This window comes from Rhodopseudomonas sp. P2A-2r (assembly GCF_026015985.1).
Taxonomy (GTDB): domain Bacteria; phylum Pseudomonadota; class Alphaproteobacteria; order Rhizobiales; family Xanthobacteraceae; genus Tardiphaga.
Map to the genome: position 1 here is coordinate 1,336,125 of NZ_CP110389.1, position 17,178 is coordinate 1,353,302.

Below are 17,178 nucleotides of genomic sequence, written 5' to 3' on the forward strand. Positions count from 1 at the left end.
GTTATGGTCATGTCATGTGCAGCCGTGCTTGCACTTGCCGTCCTCGCCGACGCCTCGCTGCACGACGCGCTGGCGCAAAATCCCTTCGGCGCGCCGCGTGCCGCGCCTGACACGCAGGTCGGTGGCATTGTCGGCTGGCTGCTGACGCAGCAGTCCAAATTCTACCGCGAGATGTCGTCGACCATCCGCGCCGCCAAGAACGACGGCTCTGCGGTGTGGACCCTGCTGGTGATCTCGTTCGTCTACGGCATCTTCCACGCCGCCGGCCCCGGCCACGGCAAGGCGGTGATCTCGTCCTATCTGGTGGCCAATGAGGAGACCGCTCGCCGCGGCATCGTGCTGTCCTTCGTCTCGGCGCTGATGCAGGCGTTGGTGGCCGTCCTGATTGTCGGCATCGGTGCCTGGCTGCTCAACGTCACCGCGAAGACCATGTGCGGCGCCGAGCGCGTCGTCGAAATCGCCAGCTACGCGCTGATTGCGGCGTTCGGCGCCCGGCTGGTGTGGAGCAAGGGCCGCGGCTTTTTTGCGCGCTGAGCGCCTCGCAAGCGCCGCCTGCGCCGCAACTGGCGATGGCCCATGCCCCGGCGCAAGCCAGCGTGCATCATGATCATCACGGCCATGAGCATCACGATCACGGTCATCAGCACGGCCATGCACACGCCCATTCGCATGCTCATGCCGCCCATGGGCACGCCCATGCCGAGGCGACCGCGCACGCGCACCACGACCACGTCCATGACGAGCATTGCGGCCATTCCCACGGCCCGACCCCGGACCAGCTCGCCGGACCGGGCGGCTGGGCGCGCGGCTTCGGTGCGATCCTCACGGTCGGTATCCGGCCGTGCTCGGGCGCCATCCTGGTGCTGGTGTTCGCGCTGGCGCAGGGCTTGTTCTGGGCCGGTGTCGCCGCCACCTTTGTGATGGGTCTGGGCACTGCTATCACGGTGGCGACCATCGCGGTCATGGCTGTTACCGCCAAAGGCCTGGCCCGGCGCGTTATCGGTTCCCGCGAGGGCGGCGGGGCACTGGTGATGCGCGGTCTCGAATTCGGCGCCGCCGGGCTGGTGCTGCTGTTTGGCGTCGGCCTGCTGCTCGGCTATATCGCCGCCGAGCGCGTCACCTGTTTCTGATCTTTCGCGCTGCGCCCGGGTCCGGGGGCGGCCAAAACGAAAAGCACAATACCATGAGCGTCGTCATTCCCATCGAGCGAGCCCCGGCGGCCACCGCCACGGCCATGCAACGCGTCGGCGTGCTGCTGGTCAATCTCGGTACGCCGGATACCGCCGATGCGCGCGGGGTGCGGGTCTATCTCAAGGAGTTCCTGTCCGATCCCCGGGTCATCGAGGATCAGGGCCTGCTGTGGAAGCTGATCCTCAACGGCATCATTCTGAACACGCGTCCCGCCCGCAAGGCCAAGGACTATCTGAAGATCTGGAACAACGAACTCAACGAATCGCCGCTCAAGACCATCACCCGTGCGCAGTCGGACAAGCTGGCGGCATCCATCGCCGGCCACACCCATGTCATCGTCGACTGGGCGATGCGCTACGGCAATCCGTCGATGCAGGCGCGGATCGAGGCGCTGACCGCGCAGGGCTGCGACCGCATCCTGATCGTGCCGCTCTATCCGCAGTATTCGGCGGCCACCTCGGCCACCGTCTGCGACGAGGCGTTCCGTGTGCTCGGCACCATGCGCGCGCAGCCCACGCTGCGGGTGACGCCGCCTTATTACGACGAGCCGGATTATATCGACGCGCTGGCGCGCTCGATCGAAAGCCATGTGGCGGCGCTGCCGTTCGTGCCGGAACTGATCGTGGCGTCGTTCCACGGCATGCCGCAGAAATACATCGACAAGGGCGATCCCTACCAGGCGCAGTGCATCGCCACCATGCAGGCACTGCGCAAGCGCATGGGGCTCGATGGATCGAAGCTGATGCTGACGTTCCAGTCGCGCTTCGGCTTCGACCAGTGGCTGAAGCCCTATACCGACAAGACCATCGAGCAGCTCGGCAAAGACGGCGTCAAGCGCCTCGCCGTGGTGATGCCCGGCTTCTCGGCCGACTGCCTGGAGACGCTGGAAGAAATCGCGCAGGAAAATGCCGAGATCTTCAAGCATGCCGGCGGTGAACATTTTTCAGCGATCCCCTGCCTCAACGACAGCGATCCTGGCATGGACGTGATCCGCCAGCTGGTGCTGCGCGAGCTGCAGGGCTGGATCTGACAACGCGCTCCGCCGTCATCCTGAGGCGCTCGCCCGCAGGGCGAGCCTCGAAGGATGGGTGTTCGGGACCTGCGGCCCATCCTTCGAGGCGCGCAAGTGCGCGCTCCTCAGGATGACGGCGGAGTTTGTTTCGCAAGGGCTTGAGGCAATCGCTCGCTTTTCCCCGCATCGAACCTTACATCTGAATTCGGCGACCTAATCACGCGCGGCATTGCGCGGTTTCGCTGGGAGAATTCGATGACCGGTTTCGACATCTTTGCCATCGCCTTCGTCGTGCTGGTCATCCTGACCCTGTTCGCCGGCGTCAAAACCGTGCCGCAGGGCTATGACTGGACCATCGAGCGGTTCGGCAAGTTTACCCGCACGTTGTCGCCCGGCCTCAACATCATCATCCCGTATTTCGATCGCGTCGGCCGCAAGGTCAACATGATGGAGCAGGTGATCTCGATCCCTGAGCAGGAGGTGATCACCAAGGACAACGCCACCGTGACGGTGGACGGCGTTGCCTTCTACCAGGTGTTCGACGCCGCCAAGGCCAGTTACGAGGTCTCCGATCTCACCCAGGCGATCGTGGTGCTGACCATGACCAATATCCGCTCGGTGATGGGCGCCATGGACCTCGATCAGGTGCTGTCGCATCGCGACGAGATCAACGAGCGGCTGTTGCGCGTGGTCGATGCCGCGGTGTCGCCGTGGGGCCTCAAGGTCAACCGCATCGAGATCAAGGACATCGTGCCGCCCGCCGATCTGGTGGAAGCGATGGGCCGGCAGATGAAGGCCGAGCGCGTCAAGCGCGCCGATATCCTGCAGGCGGAAGGCCAGCGCCAGTCGGAAATTCTGCGTGCGGAAGGCGCCAAGCAGGGCCAGATCCTGCAGGCCGAAGGCCGCCGCGAGGCCGCGTTCCTCGACGCCCAAGCCCGCGAGCGGGCCGCGGAAGCCGAGGCCAAGGCCACCGAGATGGTCAGCAATGCCATCGCCAGCGGCGACGTCGCGGCGCTCAACTACTTCATCGCCGACAAGTACATCAAGGCGTTCGGCCAGATCGCCGACTCGCCGAACCAGAAGATCATCATGCTGCCGATCGAGGCGATGGGCGTGCTGGGTTCGCTGGCCGGGATCGGCGAGATTGCCAAGGCGACCTTTGGTGAAAGCGCCGCCTCGGCGCAGACCGCGGCCCGCCGCGGTTCGGTGCCGCCGACCGGGCCGGTCCCGCCGGTGCCGCCAAGGAGCTGACAATGGCCGACATGTTCATCACGCTGGGCACTTGGAATTGGCTGATCTTCGGCTTGTTGCTGATGGGACTGGAGCTGCTCGCGCCCGGCGTCTTCATGTTCTGGCTCGGCCTCGCCGCCTTCCTGGTCGGCGTGGTGTCCTTCGTGGTGACGCCGTCCTGGCAGCTGCAGATCCTGCTGTTTGCGCTGTTCGCCGCCGCCGCCGTGCCGCTGTGGCGGCGCATCGCGCGGCAAAAACCCGGCGTCAATCCCAACCCGTTCCTCAACAAGCGCTCCGACGCGCTGGTCGGCCGCATCTGCACGCTGGAGAAGCCGATCGTCGACGGCGAAGGCATCGTGCGGATCGACGACACCGTATGGCGTGTGGCGGGGCCGGATACGCCCGCCGGCAGCAAGGTCAGGATCGTGCAGGCCGATGGGGCGAGCCTGACGGTGGCCGGGATTTAGACGAGCACCGTTCTCGTGCCTCGGACGCGATGCAACCTAGCGAAGCGAAGCTTCGCGCGGAAGTATTGCTTCGCAGAGCTGAGGTCGTCACGAATGCAAGCATCGGTGTTTGGTGCGGTCCCGGACGCGCAGCGGCACAAGTGCGCCGCTGCGCGTCCGGGACACGATAATGTGGAGTTACGCCACGCCCGCGCGGAGCAGATCGTGCAGATGCACGATGCCGATCGGCTTCTTCGCCTCGGTGACCAGCAACGCGGTGATTTTCGAGGAGTTGAGGATCTCCAGCGCCTCGCCGGCCAGCAGGTCGCGGCTGATGGTCTTCGGGTTTTTGGTCATCACCTCGTCGACCGCCACGGTCATCAGATCGGGCCGCATGTGGCGGCGCAGGTCGCCGTCGGTGACGATGCCGACGATGTGGCCCCTGGCGTCGACGATGCCGACGCAGCCGAAGCCCTTGGAGGACATTTCCACCAGCGCGTCGGACATCTTGGTGCCCAGCGGCTTCAGCGGCACCGCGGCGCCGTCGTGCATCAGGTCGCGGGTATATTTCAGCATGGCGCCTAGCTTGCCGCCCGGATGCAGCACCGAAAAATCCACTGAGGTGAAGCCGCGGCCTTCGAGCAGCGCGATGGCCAGCGCGTCGCCCAGCGCCAGCAGCATCAGCGACGAGGTGGTCGGCGCCAGGTTGTGCGGGCAGGCCTCGCGCGCCTTGGGCAGAGCCAGCGAAACATCGGCTGCCTGCGCCAGCGTCGACTCGCTGTTGGCGGTCATGGCGATCAACGGGATGCGGAAGCGCTTGGCATAGGTGATTAGGTTCTTCATCTCCGCCTGCTCACCGGACCACGACAGCGCCAGGATGACGTCGTCGGCGGTGATCATGCCGAGATCGCCATGGCTGGCCTCGGCGGCGTGGACGAAGAAGGCGGGCGTGCCGGTGGAGGCGAAGGTCGCGGCGATCTTGCGGCCGATATGGCCGGACTTGCCGAGGCCGGTGATGATCAGCCGGCCGCGGGCGTTGCGGATCCGGTCGCAGGCCGCAGCGAAGGCCGGGCCAAGATCTGACTGCAGTGCCGCAGCCAGCGCGGTGACGCCGCTGGCCTCGGCGTCCAGGGTGCGCAGCGCCGAGGAAATTGCAGCAGTCGCCTGATCGGTCATCGCCGCCTGAGCTTGCGAATCCGTGGCTGCGGATTTTGAGCGTGCCATGCATTCATCCCGTGGACCGGAATTATTGATTGGTCCGGCGCTCTTCCTAGCACGGCTGCGGCTGTGAAGCGAAACGCCCCCTGCGATCTCAACGCCTCATTAACCATAGTTGTTTTAACTCCGTTAACGACAGGTTCCGCGCCGCGTCGCGGCTTGTAGGGAACCGGAAATTTTTAAGTATCTGATTATGTTGGAGTATTCAGGATCGTGAGGACAGGTCCAGCCACGGGCCGCCGCCAGCGCGCAGTTGCTCTGCGTGCGCTGTCGGCTGGTCTGTGGCTGGTCGGCCTCGGCGCTCCGGCGCTGGCGCCGGCACCGGCTGCCGCACAGGCCTTGACCAGCGACCTGTTGCGTCCGACGCCGGGCGGCTTCATCGCGCCGCAGGACATGCCGCTGCGCCGCACTGGCGATGCCCGACCGGGCGATAGCGACTCCACGTCGGCGATTAGCGCTCCGTCGCGAATCGGGCAACTGCCGACCTATGGCAGCGGCGCTGCCGCGGGTGCCTCGGACTCCGGCTACGATTCGCTGAACCGCACGCGCAAGCGGCCGAAATTCTATCCCGGACAGGTCAGGCCGAAGCCATCGCCTGGTCCCGGCAGTCCGCCGCCAGCCCTGCGTCCGACCCTGACCAACCCGCCGCTGTCGATTCCGCCGTCATCGACGGCGAACAAGCCGCCGGTGTCGGCATCGGTGGCCGGCAGCGCTGTCGGGCAACCAGCGCGCCGGCGGCTGCGGCCAGACGACGATCCGTTCGGCGCAACCGGCGTCTATGTGGGCAGTTTCCTGGTCAAGTCCGCGGTCGAACTCGGTGGCGGCTATGACAGCAATCCCGCGCGCTTTGTGGCGCCGCGCAGTTCGAGCTTCTACCGCATCGCGCCGGAGCTGCTGGCGGCGTCCGACTGGTCGCGTCATTCGGTGATCGTCGATCTCAGGGGCTCCTACACCGGCTACGAGAAGACCTTTCCGGCGCCGGCTGGCCAGATCTCCTCGGCGCCGGTCGACGTCGCCCGCATCGATTTCACAGGCAAGGTCAACGGACGGCTCGACGTCACCCGCGACAATCGCTTCAACGGCGAGTTTCGGCTGCGCGTCGGCGCCGACAACCCCGGTAGTCCGAACATTCAGGCCGGACTGGCGAAGTTTCCTTTGTTTACCGCGACCGGCAGCACGGTCGGTTTCGAACAGGATTTCAACCGTCTGCAGGTCAAGCTCGACGGCACGGTCGACCGCATCGCCTATCAGGACTCGCAGCTCACCAACGGTGTCAGCACCACCAATAACGACCGCAACTACAATCAGTACGGCGGTGTCGGACGCGTCAGCTACGAAGTTCTGCCTGGCCTGCGGCCTTTCGGCGAGATCCAGGGCGATACCCGTGTCCACGACACCCCGGTTGATCGATCCCTCTATCAGCGCGATTCCAACGGCGGCTACGTTAAGGCCGGCACCACCTTTGAATTCACCCGGCTGCTGACCGGCGAGGTCTCGATCGGCTATGCCGCGCGCCGCTATGCCGACCCGGGGTTGCAGGACCTGAAGGGGTTGCTGACCACAGCCTCGCTGGTATGGACGGCAACGCCGCTGACCACGGCAAAGTTCATTTCCGTCAGTTCGATCGACGAAACCACGCTGGCCGGCGTGCCGGGCGTGCTGACGCGTACCTACACGTTCGAAGTCGATCACGATTTCCGCCGATGGCTCACCGCGGTGGGCAGGTTCACCTATGGCACGCAGGACTATCAGGAGAGCACGCGGTTCGACCAGATCTACGGGATCTCCGGCGACCTGGTGTTCAAGCTCAACCGAGAACTGCAGATCAAGGCGCAGGTGCGCCACGACCGGCTGGAGTCGAACCTCGCCGGTGCCAGCACCAATGCGACCGTGGTGATGCTAGGCGTGCGGTTGCAGCGCTAGCAGCCTTATCCCGGACGCAGCGTGTCGCAACTGCGACGTGTTGCGCTGCAGTTGCAGAGTTGGGACGGGGAAGTAAGCTTGGCGCTATTTCCGACGGATGCGGACGTTGGGCCGGGTGAATCGCACGCCCTTGTTGTCGGGCAGCCGCACCGCGTTGTAGCCGCCCGCGATGCAGGCCTCGCGCTGCGGCATCTTCTCCAGCGGGCCGCGGGCGGTTTCCCACCATGATGCGCGGTGCGACGCGCGCGGCAGCGCGTCGTTGATGATCTCCTCGATCTGCTCGAGGCTCAGGATAAATTCAGGCACGGTCTGTTTCAGCAGATAGTCGCGCAGCAGATCGTAATCGGGCACGTCGAATCCTCAGGGGCGAAAGCGCGGGCGGAAGGTCTCTCATAGCCGGGTGTGCTGCGCCGATCCATGGCCTTGATGCATGGCCGACGGTCCTGACTGCGGCTTGCGGCCAATAAAGCTGCCGATTGCATCATCCCCGGCAACCGACTGTTAACGCCGTGCGGGGTCGCCTCACCAGTTTAAGCCGTCGGCAATTATTTGCATGCATTCAATGCTCTCCGGAGATCGATGGTGATGTTCAGGAGAAAACGCGGTGAAATGGCGCGGCGCTGGCCGATTTCGGCAAAGTTGCTGATTCTGTCGTCGCTGGTGACGATTCTCGGATTTTCCGCGGTGTGCGGCACGGTCCTGCTCGACATGCGCCGTGCCGAGGAAGAATTGGCGCGCCAGACCAGCGAGAATCTCGCCACTACCATCGATGCGGATATCAGCCGCACCATCGAACTGTACGATCGCTCGCTGCGCGCGGTGATTGCCGGTATGCAGATGCCGGAAGTCAGCACGCTGAGTAAGCCGCTTCGTCAGCTTGTGTTGTTCGATCAGGCCGCCAGCGCCAGCCATTTCGGTGCGATCCAGGTGTTCGACGCCAAGGGCGATCTCATTCTCGACGCCGCCAATCTCGATCCGCTCCGGGAAAACCGGGCCGATGAGCAGTTCTTCAAGGTCCACCGCAGCGATGGCGAAGTAGGCCTGTTCCTCAGCCGGCCGATGCTGTATCGCGGCGCCTATTCCATTGTGGTCAGTCGTCGCATTAGCGATGCGGAGGGCAGCTTCGCCGGCGTGGTGGTGGGTGCCATCCGCTTTACCTATTTCCACGAATTGTTCGATCGATTGCGACTTAATCCCGAGGACACCATTTCCGTGGTTCGCAGGGACGGCATGGTGCTGATGCGCACGCCGTTCGATCTCGATCTTGTCGGCTACGGCTTTCGCGACAGATTGCTCATGCGGCGGTTGCTCATTGAGCGGAGCGGCGCGGTCTGGAGCGCTGGATCGAACGACGGCGTCCCTCGACTCTACATCTGGCGCAATAGCGGCAGGCATCTGGTGGTGGTGGTCGGCAAAGCGACAAGCAACATCTACGGGACGTGGCAAAAGCAGGCGATCCGGATCGGCGCGATCATGCTCGGCCTGATCTGCTTTGTCGGCGCCGTCAGCCTGTTCCTCGCCCGTGAAATCAACCGACGCGCCCGCGCCGAGGGCAGGCTGGAAGAACTCGCCACCACCGATGCGCTCACTGGCCTGCGTAATCGCCGCAAGTTCGACACCGAGATCGAGACCGAATGGCGCCGCGCGATCCGGCAATCGGGCACGCTGGCGCTGCTGCTGATCGACGCCGATCATTTCAAGCAGTTCAATGACACGTTCGGGCATCAGGCCGGCGACCATGCGCTGAAGGTGATCGCCGATTGCATCCAGCAGTCGGCGACGCGCGCCGGCGATTGCGCAGCGCGCTATGGCGGCGAGGAATTCGCGGTGCTGCTGCCGGGGATTTCAGCCACGGAGGCGTTGGTCGTCGCCGAGCGCATCCGGTTGCGTGTGTCCGCCGTACCGGCGGCCCCCGAGGCGCTCACCGTCAGCATCGGCGTCGCCAGCATGACGCCGATCGTCACAATGGACCACAGCGATCTGGTGGAAGCCGCCGACAAGGCGCTCTACGCCGCGAAGGACGCGGGCCGCAACCAGTCGATGATCGCCACGCCGCAGCATCTGATGATGGCGGCCTGATCCATCGTCACTTTCCGGATGTACTTCGCCCGGTGAAGCCGGCTCGCGTTACCGGGACTCCTCCAAATACCGCTTCATCTCGGTGCGCAGGCCGTCGCGCAGGTCGTCGCGCTGCATCGCATAGGCGATGTTGGCACGCAGGAAGCCTGACTTCGAGCCGCAGTCGTGCCGCTCGCCCTCGAATTCCACGCCGTAGAATTTTTGCGACTTCGCCAGTCCGATCATGGCGTCGGTAAGCTGGATTTCGCCGCCGGCGCCGCGTTCCTGGGTTTCCAGGATCTTGAAGATCTCAGGCTGCAGGATGTAGCGCCCGGTGATCGACAGGTTGGACGGCGAGGTGCCTTGCGGCGGCTTCTCCACCATGCCGTCGATGGTGAAGGCCGACGCGTTGGTGGGATGGCGCGCACCGACGCCGCAGATGCCGTATTGATGCGTAAGTTCCGCCGGCACTTCCTCGACCGCGACCAGGTTTGATTTTTCACCGAGGCCGTTGGCGATGTCGATCATCTGCTTGAGGCAGCCCGGGCTGTTGAGCACCAGCTCGTCCGGCAGCACCACGGCAAAGGGTTCGTTGCCGACGATCTCGCGCGCGCACCATACCGCATGGCCCAGCCCGAGCGGTGCCTGCTGGCGGGTGAAGCTCATCTCGCCGGCTTCCGGCTGGAAGCGCGCCAGCTCGGCGATCTCCTTGGTCTTGTTGCGGCTCTTCAGGCTTTCGTCGAGCTCGAACATCTTGTCGAAATGATCCTCGATGACGCCTTTGTTGCGCCCGGTAACGAAGATGAAATGTTCGATGCCGGCCTCGCGGGCCTCGTCGACCACATACTGAATCAGCGGCCGGTCGACGATGGTCAGCATTTCCTTGGGCATCGCCTTGGTGGCAGGAAGCACGCGTGTTCCGAGGCCTGCGACGGGGAATACAGCTTTGCGGATTTTCATTCGGAGACTTTGCAATGGACTAGGAGGGAAACCAGACGCGCATGCAAACGTAGATTGCCCGATGCGGTTCCCTTTGCAACCGGGAACAACGGCGGATGTGCGGCGTGGTCATGGTCTTTCGGGTCATCCTTTTGGCGCGGGCCGTGAAATCGCGCCTATATTAAGCCGATGGAAACCCCGACGGGGCCTCTTGTGGCGAGCCATGACGATCTGGATGTTTGCGATGAGAATGCTGCGCGTGTCGACCCTGAAGCCGCCGATCCGGATGTTCGCCGCGGTGGCGCTGGCTGCACTGCTGGTGTCGGCGGTGCAGCCTTCGGCTGCATCGGCGCAATCGCAGGGAGTCCGTTCAGCCTGTTCGACAACATTTTCGGAGGTTCGCCGCCGCCGCAGGCAGCGCTGCCGCCAGCGCCCGGAAGCGGCGGCGTGCAACCATGGAGCGGCGAGGACGGCGCTTCCGGCCATCCGCTGATGACCGCTGTCGCGATTCGCCAGGCCGCCGACAATTTCGATAACTGCGTCGCCGGGCTGTGGCCTGATGCCGCACGGCGCGGCATTTCGCAGGACAGCTTCCAGCGCTTCACCGCGGGCCTGACCCCGGACCTGCGGATCATGGACCTGATGGATTCGCAGCCGGAATTCACCAAGGCGATCTGGGATTACCTCGACATCCTCGTCAACGACACCCGCATGGCCCGCGGCCGCGAGGTGCTGGCGCAGTACAAGTCGATCTTCGATGCCGCCGAGAAGGCCTATGGCGTCGACCGCTACATCATCGCCTCGATCTGGGGCATCGAATCCAACTACTCGACGCAGATGGGCGACCGCAACGTGCTGCGCTCCACCGCGACGCTGGCCTGCGTCGGCCGCCGCCAGGCCTATTTCAAGGATGAATTCCTGGTGGCGTTGGAGATCCTGCACCGCGGCGACCTGCGCCCGGAGCAGATGCGCGGCTCGTGGGCCGGCGCGTTCGGGCCGACCCAGTTCATGCCTACCGCGTTCAAGCGCTTCGCCGTGGACGGCGACGGCGACGGCCGCCGCGACGTGGTCGACAACCCCACCGACCTGATCTTCTCCACCGCCAATAATCTGAAGAAAGACGGCTGGCAGAGCGGCCAGAGCTGGGGCTACGAAGTGGCGCTCCCCCAGGGCTTCAACTTCATGCTGGCCGACAAGGCCAAGGCGATGACGCTCTCGCAATGGGAGAATCTCGGGCTGAAGCGCGCCAACGGCCAGCCGTTTCCGCGCGCGGCCGAGAAGGCCTATCTGCTGGCGCCGGCCGGCGCCGGCGGCCCGGGCTTTCTGATGCAGCAGAATTTTCGCGTCATCATGAAGTACAATCCGGCCGAGGCCTATGCGCTGGCGATCGGCCATTTCGCCGACCGGCTGCGCGGCGGCCCGCCTTTCGTGCAGCCCTGGCCGCGTCAGGAACGCGTACTGTCGCGCGCGGAGCGGCTCGAACTGCAGCAATTGCTGGTGCAGCGCGGCTTCTACAAGGGCACTCCGGACGGCCAGTTCGGTGGCCAGACCCGCGAGGCGCTGCGCAGCTTCCAGGCCTCGATCGGCGCGCCGGCCGACGGCTTTGCGTCGTCGGAGGTGCTGGACAGATTGCGCGGGCGCTAACATGCGTTCTTCCACAGCGTGCGCCTGGCAGCCATGGGATCGTCGATAACCGCCAGCGTCGCGTCGAAGTGCATGGTCGACCTGCGCAGGGAATCGTATTTGGCCCAGCCGCAATCGCCGGTGCGGGCAAAGGCAATCCAGGCTGCGTGCATGGCCGTCGCCAGTGCCTGTGGCGGGGCATCACCGAGCAGCCCCTGCGTTCCCAGGCCGAGAGTGTCGAACACGAACGGAATCTCCATCGAATGGGCGGCGCCCAGGCGCCCGTCGAACAGTGGCGAGCGCCAGGCAAATTCGTACATGTAGGTCGACGCCCTCGTGCGCGATGCATGCGCGTCGGCGAGTCGCACCGCCGGGAGTCGCCAGTACCAATCTGTCTGGATCGCCGACAGCAGCTCGCCAGCCGTCGCGTCGGGATAGGCCGCGCGGTAGCCGCTCAACCCCTCGCCTGACAGCTCGTAGGCTGCCGCCAGCGCCACCACGGCCGCGTTGGGGATGCGGTCGATGGAGCCGTCGGACACGAAGAACAGCCGCGTTTCCTCCTCGTTCGATCCGACCAGCAGATCGATGTCAGCCGCGGCGCCCGCAGCGATGGCGTCGATGGGAGGTTGCGGGATGGTCTTGCCGTCGACCACCGGCGCCCAGGGCAGATAGCTGAGCGCCACCTCGCCCCATAGTGTCGGGTCGGGATCGGCAATGAGCTCCGCGCGCAGCTTCGCCTGCGCCTGCAGGATCTGCGTGGTGGACATTGCGGCGATCGCGGCCCGCGTCGCCGGAACGCCGAGAATGTCGGCGAGTCGCTGGCCGATCCGTCGCGCGGTTGCCGCCGAATTGACGATCGGGGTGTTGCCGCTCTGCACGATGGCACGATGGAACAGGCCCTTGGTGCGCGGCATGGTGAGCAGGGTGGCGACGCTCATGCCGCCCGCCGACTCCCCGAAAACAGCGACGCGGTCGCGATCGCCGCCAAAGGCCGCGATATTATCCTGCACCCACCTGAGTGCGGCGATCTGGTCGAGCAGGCCGGGATTGGCGACGCCGTCGGCGAAGTACAGAAAGCCGTCGGCGCCGACGCGATAGTTGATGGTCACACAGACCGCACCGTCGCGGGCGAAGCGGCTGCCGTCATAGAAAGGCGTGGCGCCGGTGGCATGGAATTCGAACATGCCGCCGGGGATCCACACCATCACCGGCAGGCCGGCGGTGCCTGTATCGGGCGTCCAGATGTTGAGCGTGAGGCAATCCTCGCCAGGCCCGACCAGTTCCAGCAAGAATTCGGAGATACCAGGCGGATAGTCGACCTGCGGAGGCTTCGGTCCGAATGCCTGTGCGTCACGCACTCCGTCCCAGGGCTGCACGGGCTGCGGCGGTTGCAGGCGGTGCGCACCGAACGGCGGCGCCGCGTAGCGTACGCCCTTGAACGATGTCACGCCGTTGCTGGAGCAACCACGCAGCTTGCCCTGGCGTGTTTCGATGACCGGGTTCATGTTGTTTCTCGCGCTGCCAGATCCATCCATGCAGTCGGCGCCGGGCATACGCCTTGCGCTGGGTCAATCGCGCCAAGCCGTTGCGGACACGAAATTGCAGGCGCGGAGCGTCGCGCGCCCTTGACATGTGTAGTACGCGGGGCGCATTTTGACCGGATGATCACTCGCGCCGCCCGTCATAACGCAAAACGCCGTGCCTCCATTGGGGACGGGGATTTGCGCGCGCGATAGATCGACACGCTCAGCATATTCACCATGGCCCCGCCGGTTTGTCGGGGCTTTTTTATGCGTCTCCGTCGCCGGCCCAGACAGGAGACACGCTCATGCCCACCGCGTCCGAACCGCCCAGCGGTTTATGGTTGCCCCTCATCACGCCGTTTCGTGACGGCGCCGTCGACCTCACGTCGCTGCGCCGGCTGCTCGACCACTATGCCGATCAGCCGGTTGACGGATTCATTCTCGGTGCCACCACCGGCGAGGGGATGACTCTCGACGAGGATGAACTCCGGCAACTGGCGACCACCACGGCGCAGGCATTGCAGCAGCGCGGCGTGAGGCGCCCGCTCTATCTCGGCCTGTCAGGCAGCGACACCAGCCGCCTTGCCGCCGGGCTGGCGCGGACCGCGAGCTGGCCGGTCGACGGCTATCTGATCGCCAGCCCGTATTACTCGCGGCCGTCGCAGCGCGGATTGCTGCAGCATTTCGAGGCGCTGGCCGACAGCACCGCGCGGCCGATCATGCTCTACAACATTCCGTACCGGACCGGCGTCAACCTCGACAATGCGACCATCCTGCGGTTGGCCGAACGCAGTAACATCGTGGGGATCAAGGATTGCGCGGCCGACACGCTGCAGTCGGTCGACCTGCTGCGTCGGCGGCCGAGTGGCTTCGCCGTGCTGACCGGTGAGGATGCACTGTTCTACGGCGCGCTGATCCGCGGCTGCGACGGTGGTATTCTGGCATCGGCGCACCTCCGCACCCCGGAGTTCGCGGCACTGCGGCCCACCATCCGGTCCGGCGACGCGCTGCGAGCCAACATGCAATGGCGCGCTTTGTCGGGAATTGCGGCCCTGCTGTTCGCCGAACCGTCCCCGGCACCCCTGAAGTACTGGCTATGGCGCTGCGGCCTGATCGACAGTCCGGAGGTCCGGTTGCCGATGACGGCGATCGAGCAAGGCCTGGCCGCCGCCATCGACCAGTACATCCTGCGTTCGAAGGCGGAGGCGGGGGTGCCGGAAAAGGTCGGGATCGGATGAATCTGATTGAACCTGACCGGATCGACGGGCGCTGCCGGTCGATCCCGCGCTATCGCAGCCGTTAACTCCGTCCCTTGACCGGGTCCGCGGACCTCCGGTCAAGGGACGGAAACTGCCCGCTTGCGGCCCGAATTCGGGTATAAGTCCGGGCAAACCTGAAGACCGATGGCGATCGAGGCGCATGGCAGACAAGTCGAAATCCTTCCTTGGACTGTTCACCGAGCGCGGCCCGCTGATCGCTGCGACCGTTGCCTTGGGCATGTTGTTCGGCGTCATCGCACCTGCTTCGGCGCAATTCTTCAATTTCGGCGGGCCACCGCAGCCGCCGCCGCGTCCGCAGCGCGCTGTTCCCAATGGGGGTGGCGGTGGTGGCTTTGGCTGGTTCGGCGGCAATGACAGCCCGTTCTTCGCGCCGTTCCAGCAGCAGGCCCCGCGGCAGCGCGCGCAACCGCGTGAGGATTATTCGCGGGCGCCGGCGCCGGAAAAGCGCGACGTCACGGCGGAACGCAACGTGCTGGTGCTCGGCGATGCCATGGCCGACTGGCTGGCCTATGGCCTTGAGGACGCCTATTCGGAGCAGCCCGACATGGGCGTGATCCGCAAGCATAAGACCGTCTCCGGGCTGCTGCGTTATCAGCCCAAGGGCGATCCGGCCGACTGGGCAGCGGCGGCCAAGGGCATTCTCGCCAGCGAAAAGCCGGACGCCATTGTCGTAATGCTCGGTCTCAACGATCGCATTCCGATCCGCGAGCCGGACAAGGCGACGGATAAAAAGGGCGTCAAGAAAGACGACAAGGCGAAGCCGGACGGGGGCGCCGACGCTGCCAAGCCGGCTGACGCCGACGACGATCAGGACATCGCCGAGCCGCCGTCGCTGATCGCGCCGGAAAAGAGCGCGCGATCTCCGGGCGGCGTTGCCGAGTTCCGCGACGATCGCTGGATCGAGCTCTATTCTAGGAGGATCGAGGAGATGATCGGCGTGCTCAAGACGAAGGGCGTGCCGGTGCTGTGGGTCGGGCTCCCGGCGGTGCGCGGCACCAAGGCGACCTCCGACACGCTGTTCCTGAATTCGCTGTACCGCGACGCGGCCGGCAAGGCCGGCATTACCTATGTGGACGTCTGGGACGGGTTCGTCGACGAGGCCGGCCGCTTTCTGCAGCAGGGCCCCGATTTCGAGGGCCAGAACCGCCGGTTGCGTTCCTACGACGGCGTGTTCTTCACCAAGGCTGGTGCGCGCAAGCTGGCGCATTACGTCGAGCGCGAGATCACCCGGCTGATGGCCGGACGCTCGGCGCCCATCGCTCTGCCGTCGGAACCGGCGACCCCCGACGCCAACGTCGTTCCGGGGGCACCGCCGCCGCGGCCGATGGCCGGGCCGATCGTGCCCCTGGTGGCCTCCTCGGTTGGTACCGATCAACTGCTCGGCGGCCCAGGCTCACGTCCGGCTGCAGTCGATGCGCTGGCGGCGCGAACCCTGGTGAAGGGCGAGGCGCTGGCCGCGCCCGCGGGCCGCGCCGATGATTTCGCGTGGCCGCGCCGTGAGGTCGGGCGTCAGCCCGCCTCGACCGAGACGCCGGTGGCGTCAGTATCGCCGGCCGCTGCAGGTGCCGACGTCATCACCCCGGTGATGGCGCCGGCTGCGCCGCCGAAGCCGAAAAAGCCCAAGCCGGTGGTGGAAGCTGAGCCTTCAATCGGCAATTTCTTCGGCTTCAATACGCCTGAGCGGCAGCCGCCGCCGCCACCCCAGCAGCGGGCGCGAAGCGGTCCGCGACCGCCGGCCAATGTCGGGCCTTCGGCCGCAGCACCCAGTTTCTTCGCGCGATAGCGCATGATCGGCGCCGGCCAAACGAAAGCGCCTCCGGATGGCTCCGGAGGCGCGTCGCTCATGCAATATGGTGAGGGTCAGTAGCCCCAGCGGCTCGGCGGACGGCGCGGCGGCCGCGACATCAGCATGGCCAGCGCGAAGCCGATGCCGCCCGCGATCAGCAGCGCGCCGAGCGGATTGTCGCGCACCGTCTTGGCAACAGCTTCAGAACCCTCGCGATAGGTGTCGCCGCTGTTGTCGATGGCGTCCTTGGCAAAGTTCACGGCTGCATCGGATGCATCGCGCGCGGCATCCTTGGCCTGGCCGTACAGGTTCTGCACGGTGCCCGCTGCTTCGCGGGCACGCCCGGAAGCTTCCGTGCGTGCATCGCCGGTGATGCCGCCCACGACGCCTTCAACCTTGCCGGCCGCATCCTTGGCCATGCCTGAAATCCGATCCTTGTCCATGTTCGCTGCTCCATGAGGAAATTCTCGCTCTTACAAGTCACCAGACCCGCACAGGTTCCCGGCGTTCCGCAGCGGTTAGCGAGGCAGAGCGCTCGCGCGCCTCACTCTGCGTCGAGCTGGCCCCTGTAATCGTCCAGCACGCCCTGGACGCGGTAGCAGCTGGCGCTATCGGGGGTGAACGGCGCCCAGCGTTTGAGTTCGACCACGTAGACCGTGGAGTCCTGCAGGCCACGCGCGTAGCCGGCCTCGATATTCTTCTGGTCGGCAGCCGAAAGATAGCGGTTCAGTGCCGCGCGTAAACTCTTGGTCTGGCCCTGGCTGATGAAGTCCTGCATCTCGCAGCGTGTCGCCGCGGCGAAGAACGAACCCGCGCTGACAGCGACGTGAGACGGCATCGCCTCCGCGGGCGTGCCGCACAGGCCGAGCAGCACCAGCCACGCCCCGCGTCTCGTCATGTCGCGATATCCACCAGCCATCGCCCGCAAACGTAGCGTGCGGGCGGCGAC

Annotated in this window: 14 protein-coding genes and 1 pseudogene; 9 read left to right on the forward strand and 6 right to left on the reverse strand. The window is 65.5% G+C overall.

From position 1 onward, the window contains the following. The first annotated feature begins 3 nt into the window (after positions 1–3). From ONR75_RS06445 to ONR75_RS06460, 4 genes and pseudogenes are all read left to right on the forward strand, one after another. Positions 4–1,130 (forward strand): annotated as a pseudogene (locus ONR75_RS06445) (nickel/cobalt transporter). Between the two features lie 53 nt (positions 1,131–1,183). Then, positions 1,184–2,221: a ferrochelatase gene (hemH, locus tag ONR75_RS06450; RefSeq protein WP_265081875.1), complete on the forward strand. Its 1,038-nt coding sequence runs from the start codon at positions 1,184–1,186 to the stop codon at positions 2,219–2,221. 237 nt (positions 2,222–2,458) lie between these two features. After that, complete coding sequence (locus ONR75_RS06455; protein WP_265081876.1) at positions 2,459–3,454, forward strand: SPFH domain-containing protein; 996 nt, start codon at positions 2,459–2,461, stop codon at positions 3,452–3,454. A 2-nt stretch (positions 3,455–3,456) separates the two neighbouring features. After that, the gene (locus ONR75_RS06460) at positions 3,457–3,900 is read left to right on the forward strand and encodes an NfeD family protein (RefSeq protein ID WP_265081877.1); all 444 of its coding nucleotides are present in this window, start codon (positions 3,457–3,459) and stop codon (positions 3,898–3,900) included. A gap of 177 nt (positions 3,901–4,077) precedes the next feature. Here ONR75_RS06460 and ONR75_RS06465 read toward each other — a convergent pair whose 3' ends face one another. Beyond that, positions 4,078–5,103, reverse strand: coding sequence for a KpsF/GutQ family sugar-phosphate isomerase (locus ONR75_RS06465; protein WP_413776445.1), 1,026 nt, complete (start codon positions 5,101–5,103; stop codon positions 4,078–4,080). A 207-nt stretch (positions 5,104–5,310) separates the two neighbouring features. On the opposite strand from ONR75_RS06465, the gene ONR75_RS06470 reads away from it, so the two are divergent. Then, positions 5,311–7,020, forward strand: coding sequence for an outer membrane beta-barrel protein (locus ONR75_RS06470; protein ID WP_265081878.1), 1,710 nt, complete (start codon positions 5,311–5,313; stop codon positions 7,018–7,020). An 84-nt stretch (positions 7,021–7,104) separates the two neighbouring features. On the opposite strand, the gene ONR75_RS06475 is transcribed toward ONR75_RS06470, so the two are convergent. Next, positions 7,105–7,371, reverse strand: coding sequence for a hypothetical protein (locus ONR75_RS06475; protein ID WP_265081879.1), 267 nt, complete (start codon positions 7,369–7,371; stop codon positions 7,105–7,107). A gap of 234 nt (positions 7,372–7,605) precedes the next feature. Between ONR75_RS06475 and ONR75_RS06480 the strand changes: the two genes are divergently transcribed. Beyond that, complete coding sequence (locus ONR75_RS06480) at positions 7,606–9,099, forward strand: sensor domain-containing diguanylate cyclase (protein WP_265081880.1); 1,494 nt, start codon at positions 7,606–7,608, stop codon at positions 9,097–9,099. A gap of 48 nt (positions 9,100–9,147) precedes the next feature. Here ONR75_RS06480 and galU read toward each other — a convergent pair whose 3' ends face one another. Then, complete coding sequence (galU, locus tag ONR75_RS06485; protein ID WP_265081881.1) at positions 9,148–10,038, reverse strand: UTP--glucose-1-phosphate uridylyltransferase GalU; 891 nt, start codon at positions 10,036–10,038, stop codon at positions 9,148–9,150. Between the two features lie 210 nt (positions 10,039–10,248). Here galU and ONR75_RS06490 point away from each other — a divergent pair, with 210 nt between their 5' ends. Beyond that, entirely contained in the window at positions 10,249–11,661 is a 1,413-nt protein-coding gene (locus tag ONR75_RS06490) for a lytic murein transglycosylase (protein ID WP_413776494.1), read from the forward strand. Here the strand turns inward: ONR75_RS06490 and ONR75_RS06495 are convergent. Beyond that, complete coding sequence (locus ONR75_RS06495) at positions 11,658–13,145, reverse strand: carboxylesterase/lipase family protein (protein ID WP_265081882.1); 1,488 nt, start codon at positions 13,143–13,145, stop codon at positions 11,658–11,660. The two genes, ONR75_RS06490 and ONR75_RS06495, sit on opposite strands and share 4 nt — an antisense overlap. Before the next feature lie 323 nt (positions 13,146–13,468). Between ONR75_RS06495 and ONR75_RS06500 the strand changes: the two genes are divergently transcribed. After that, the gene (locus ONR75_RS06500; RefSeq protein WP_265081883.1) at positions 13,469–14,401 is read left to right on the forward strand and encodes a 4-hydroxy-tetrahydrodipicolinate synthase family protein; all 933 of its coding nucleotides are present in this window, start codon (positions 13,469–13,471) and stop codon (positions 14,399–14,401) included. Between the two features lie 181 nt (positions 14,402–14,582). Next, positions 14,583–16,226 carry a GDSL-type esterase/lipase family protein gene (locus tag ONR75_RS06505; protein WP_265081884.1) on the forward strand — a complete coding sequence of 548 codons (1,644 nt, stop codon included), beginning with the start codon at positions 14,583–14,585 and terminating at the stop codon, positions 16,224–16,226. A 77-nt stretch (positions 16,227–16,303) separates the two neighbouring features. Here the strand turns inward: ONR75_RS06505 and ONR75_RS06510 are convergent, their stop codons facing one another. Next, complete coding sequence (locus ONR75_RS06510) at positions 16,304–16,672, reverse strand: CsbD family protein (RefSeq protein WP_265081885.1); 369 nt, start codon at positions 16,670–16,672, stop codon at positions 16,304–16,306. Positions 16,673–16,773: 101 nt separating this feature from the next. Beyond that, entirely contained in the window at positions 16,774–17,127 is a 354-nt protein-coding gene (locus ONR75_RS06515; RefSeq protein WP_265081886.1) for a hypothetical protein, read from the reverse strand. Positions 17,128–17,178: the final 51 nt, after the last annotated feature.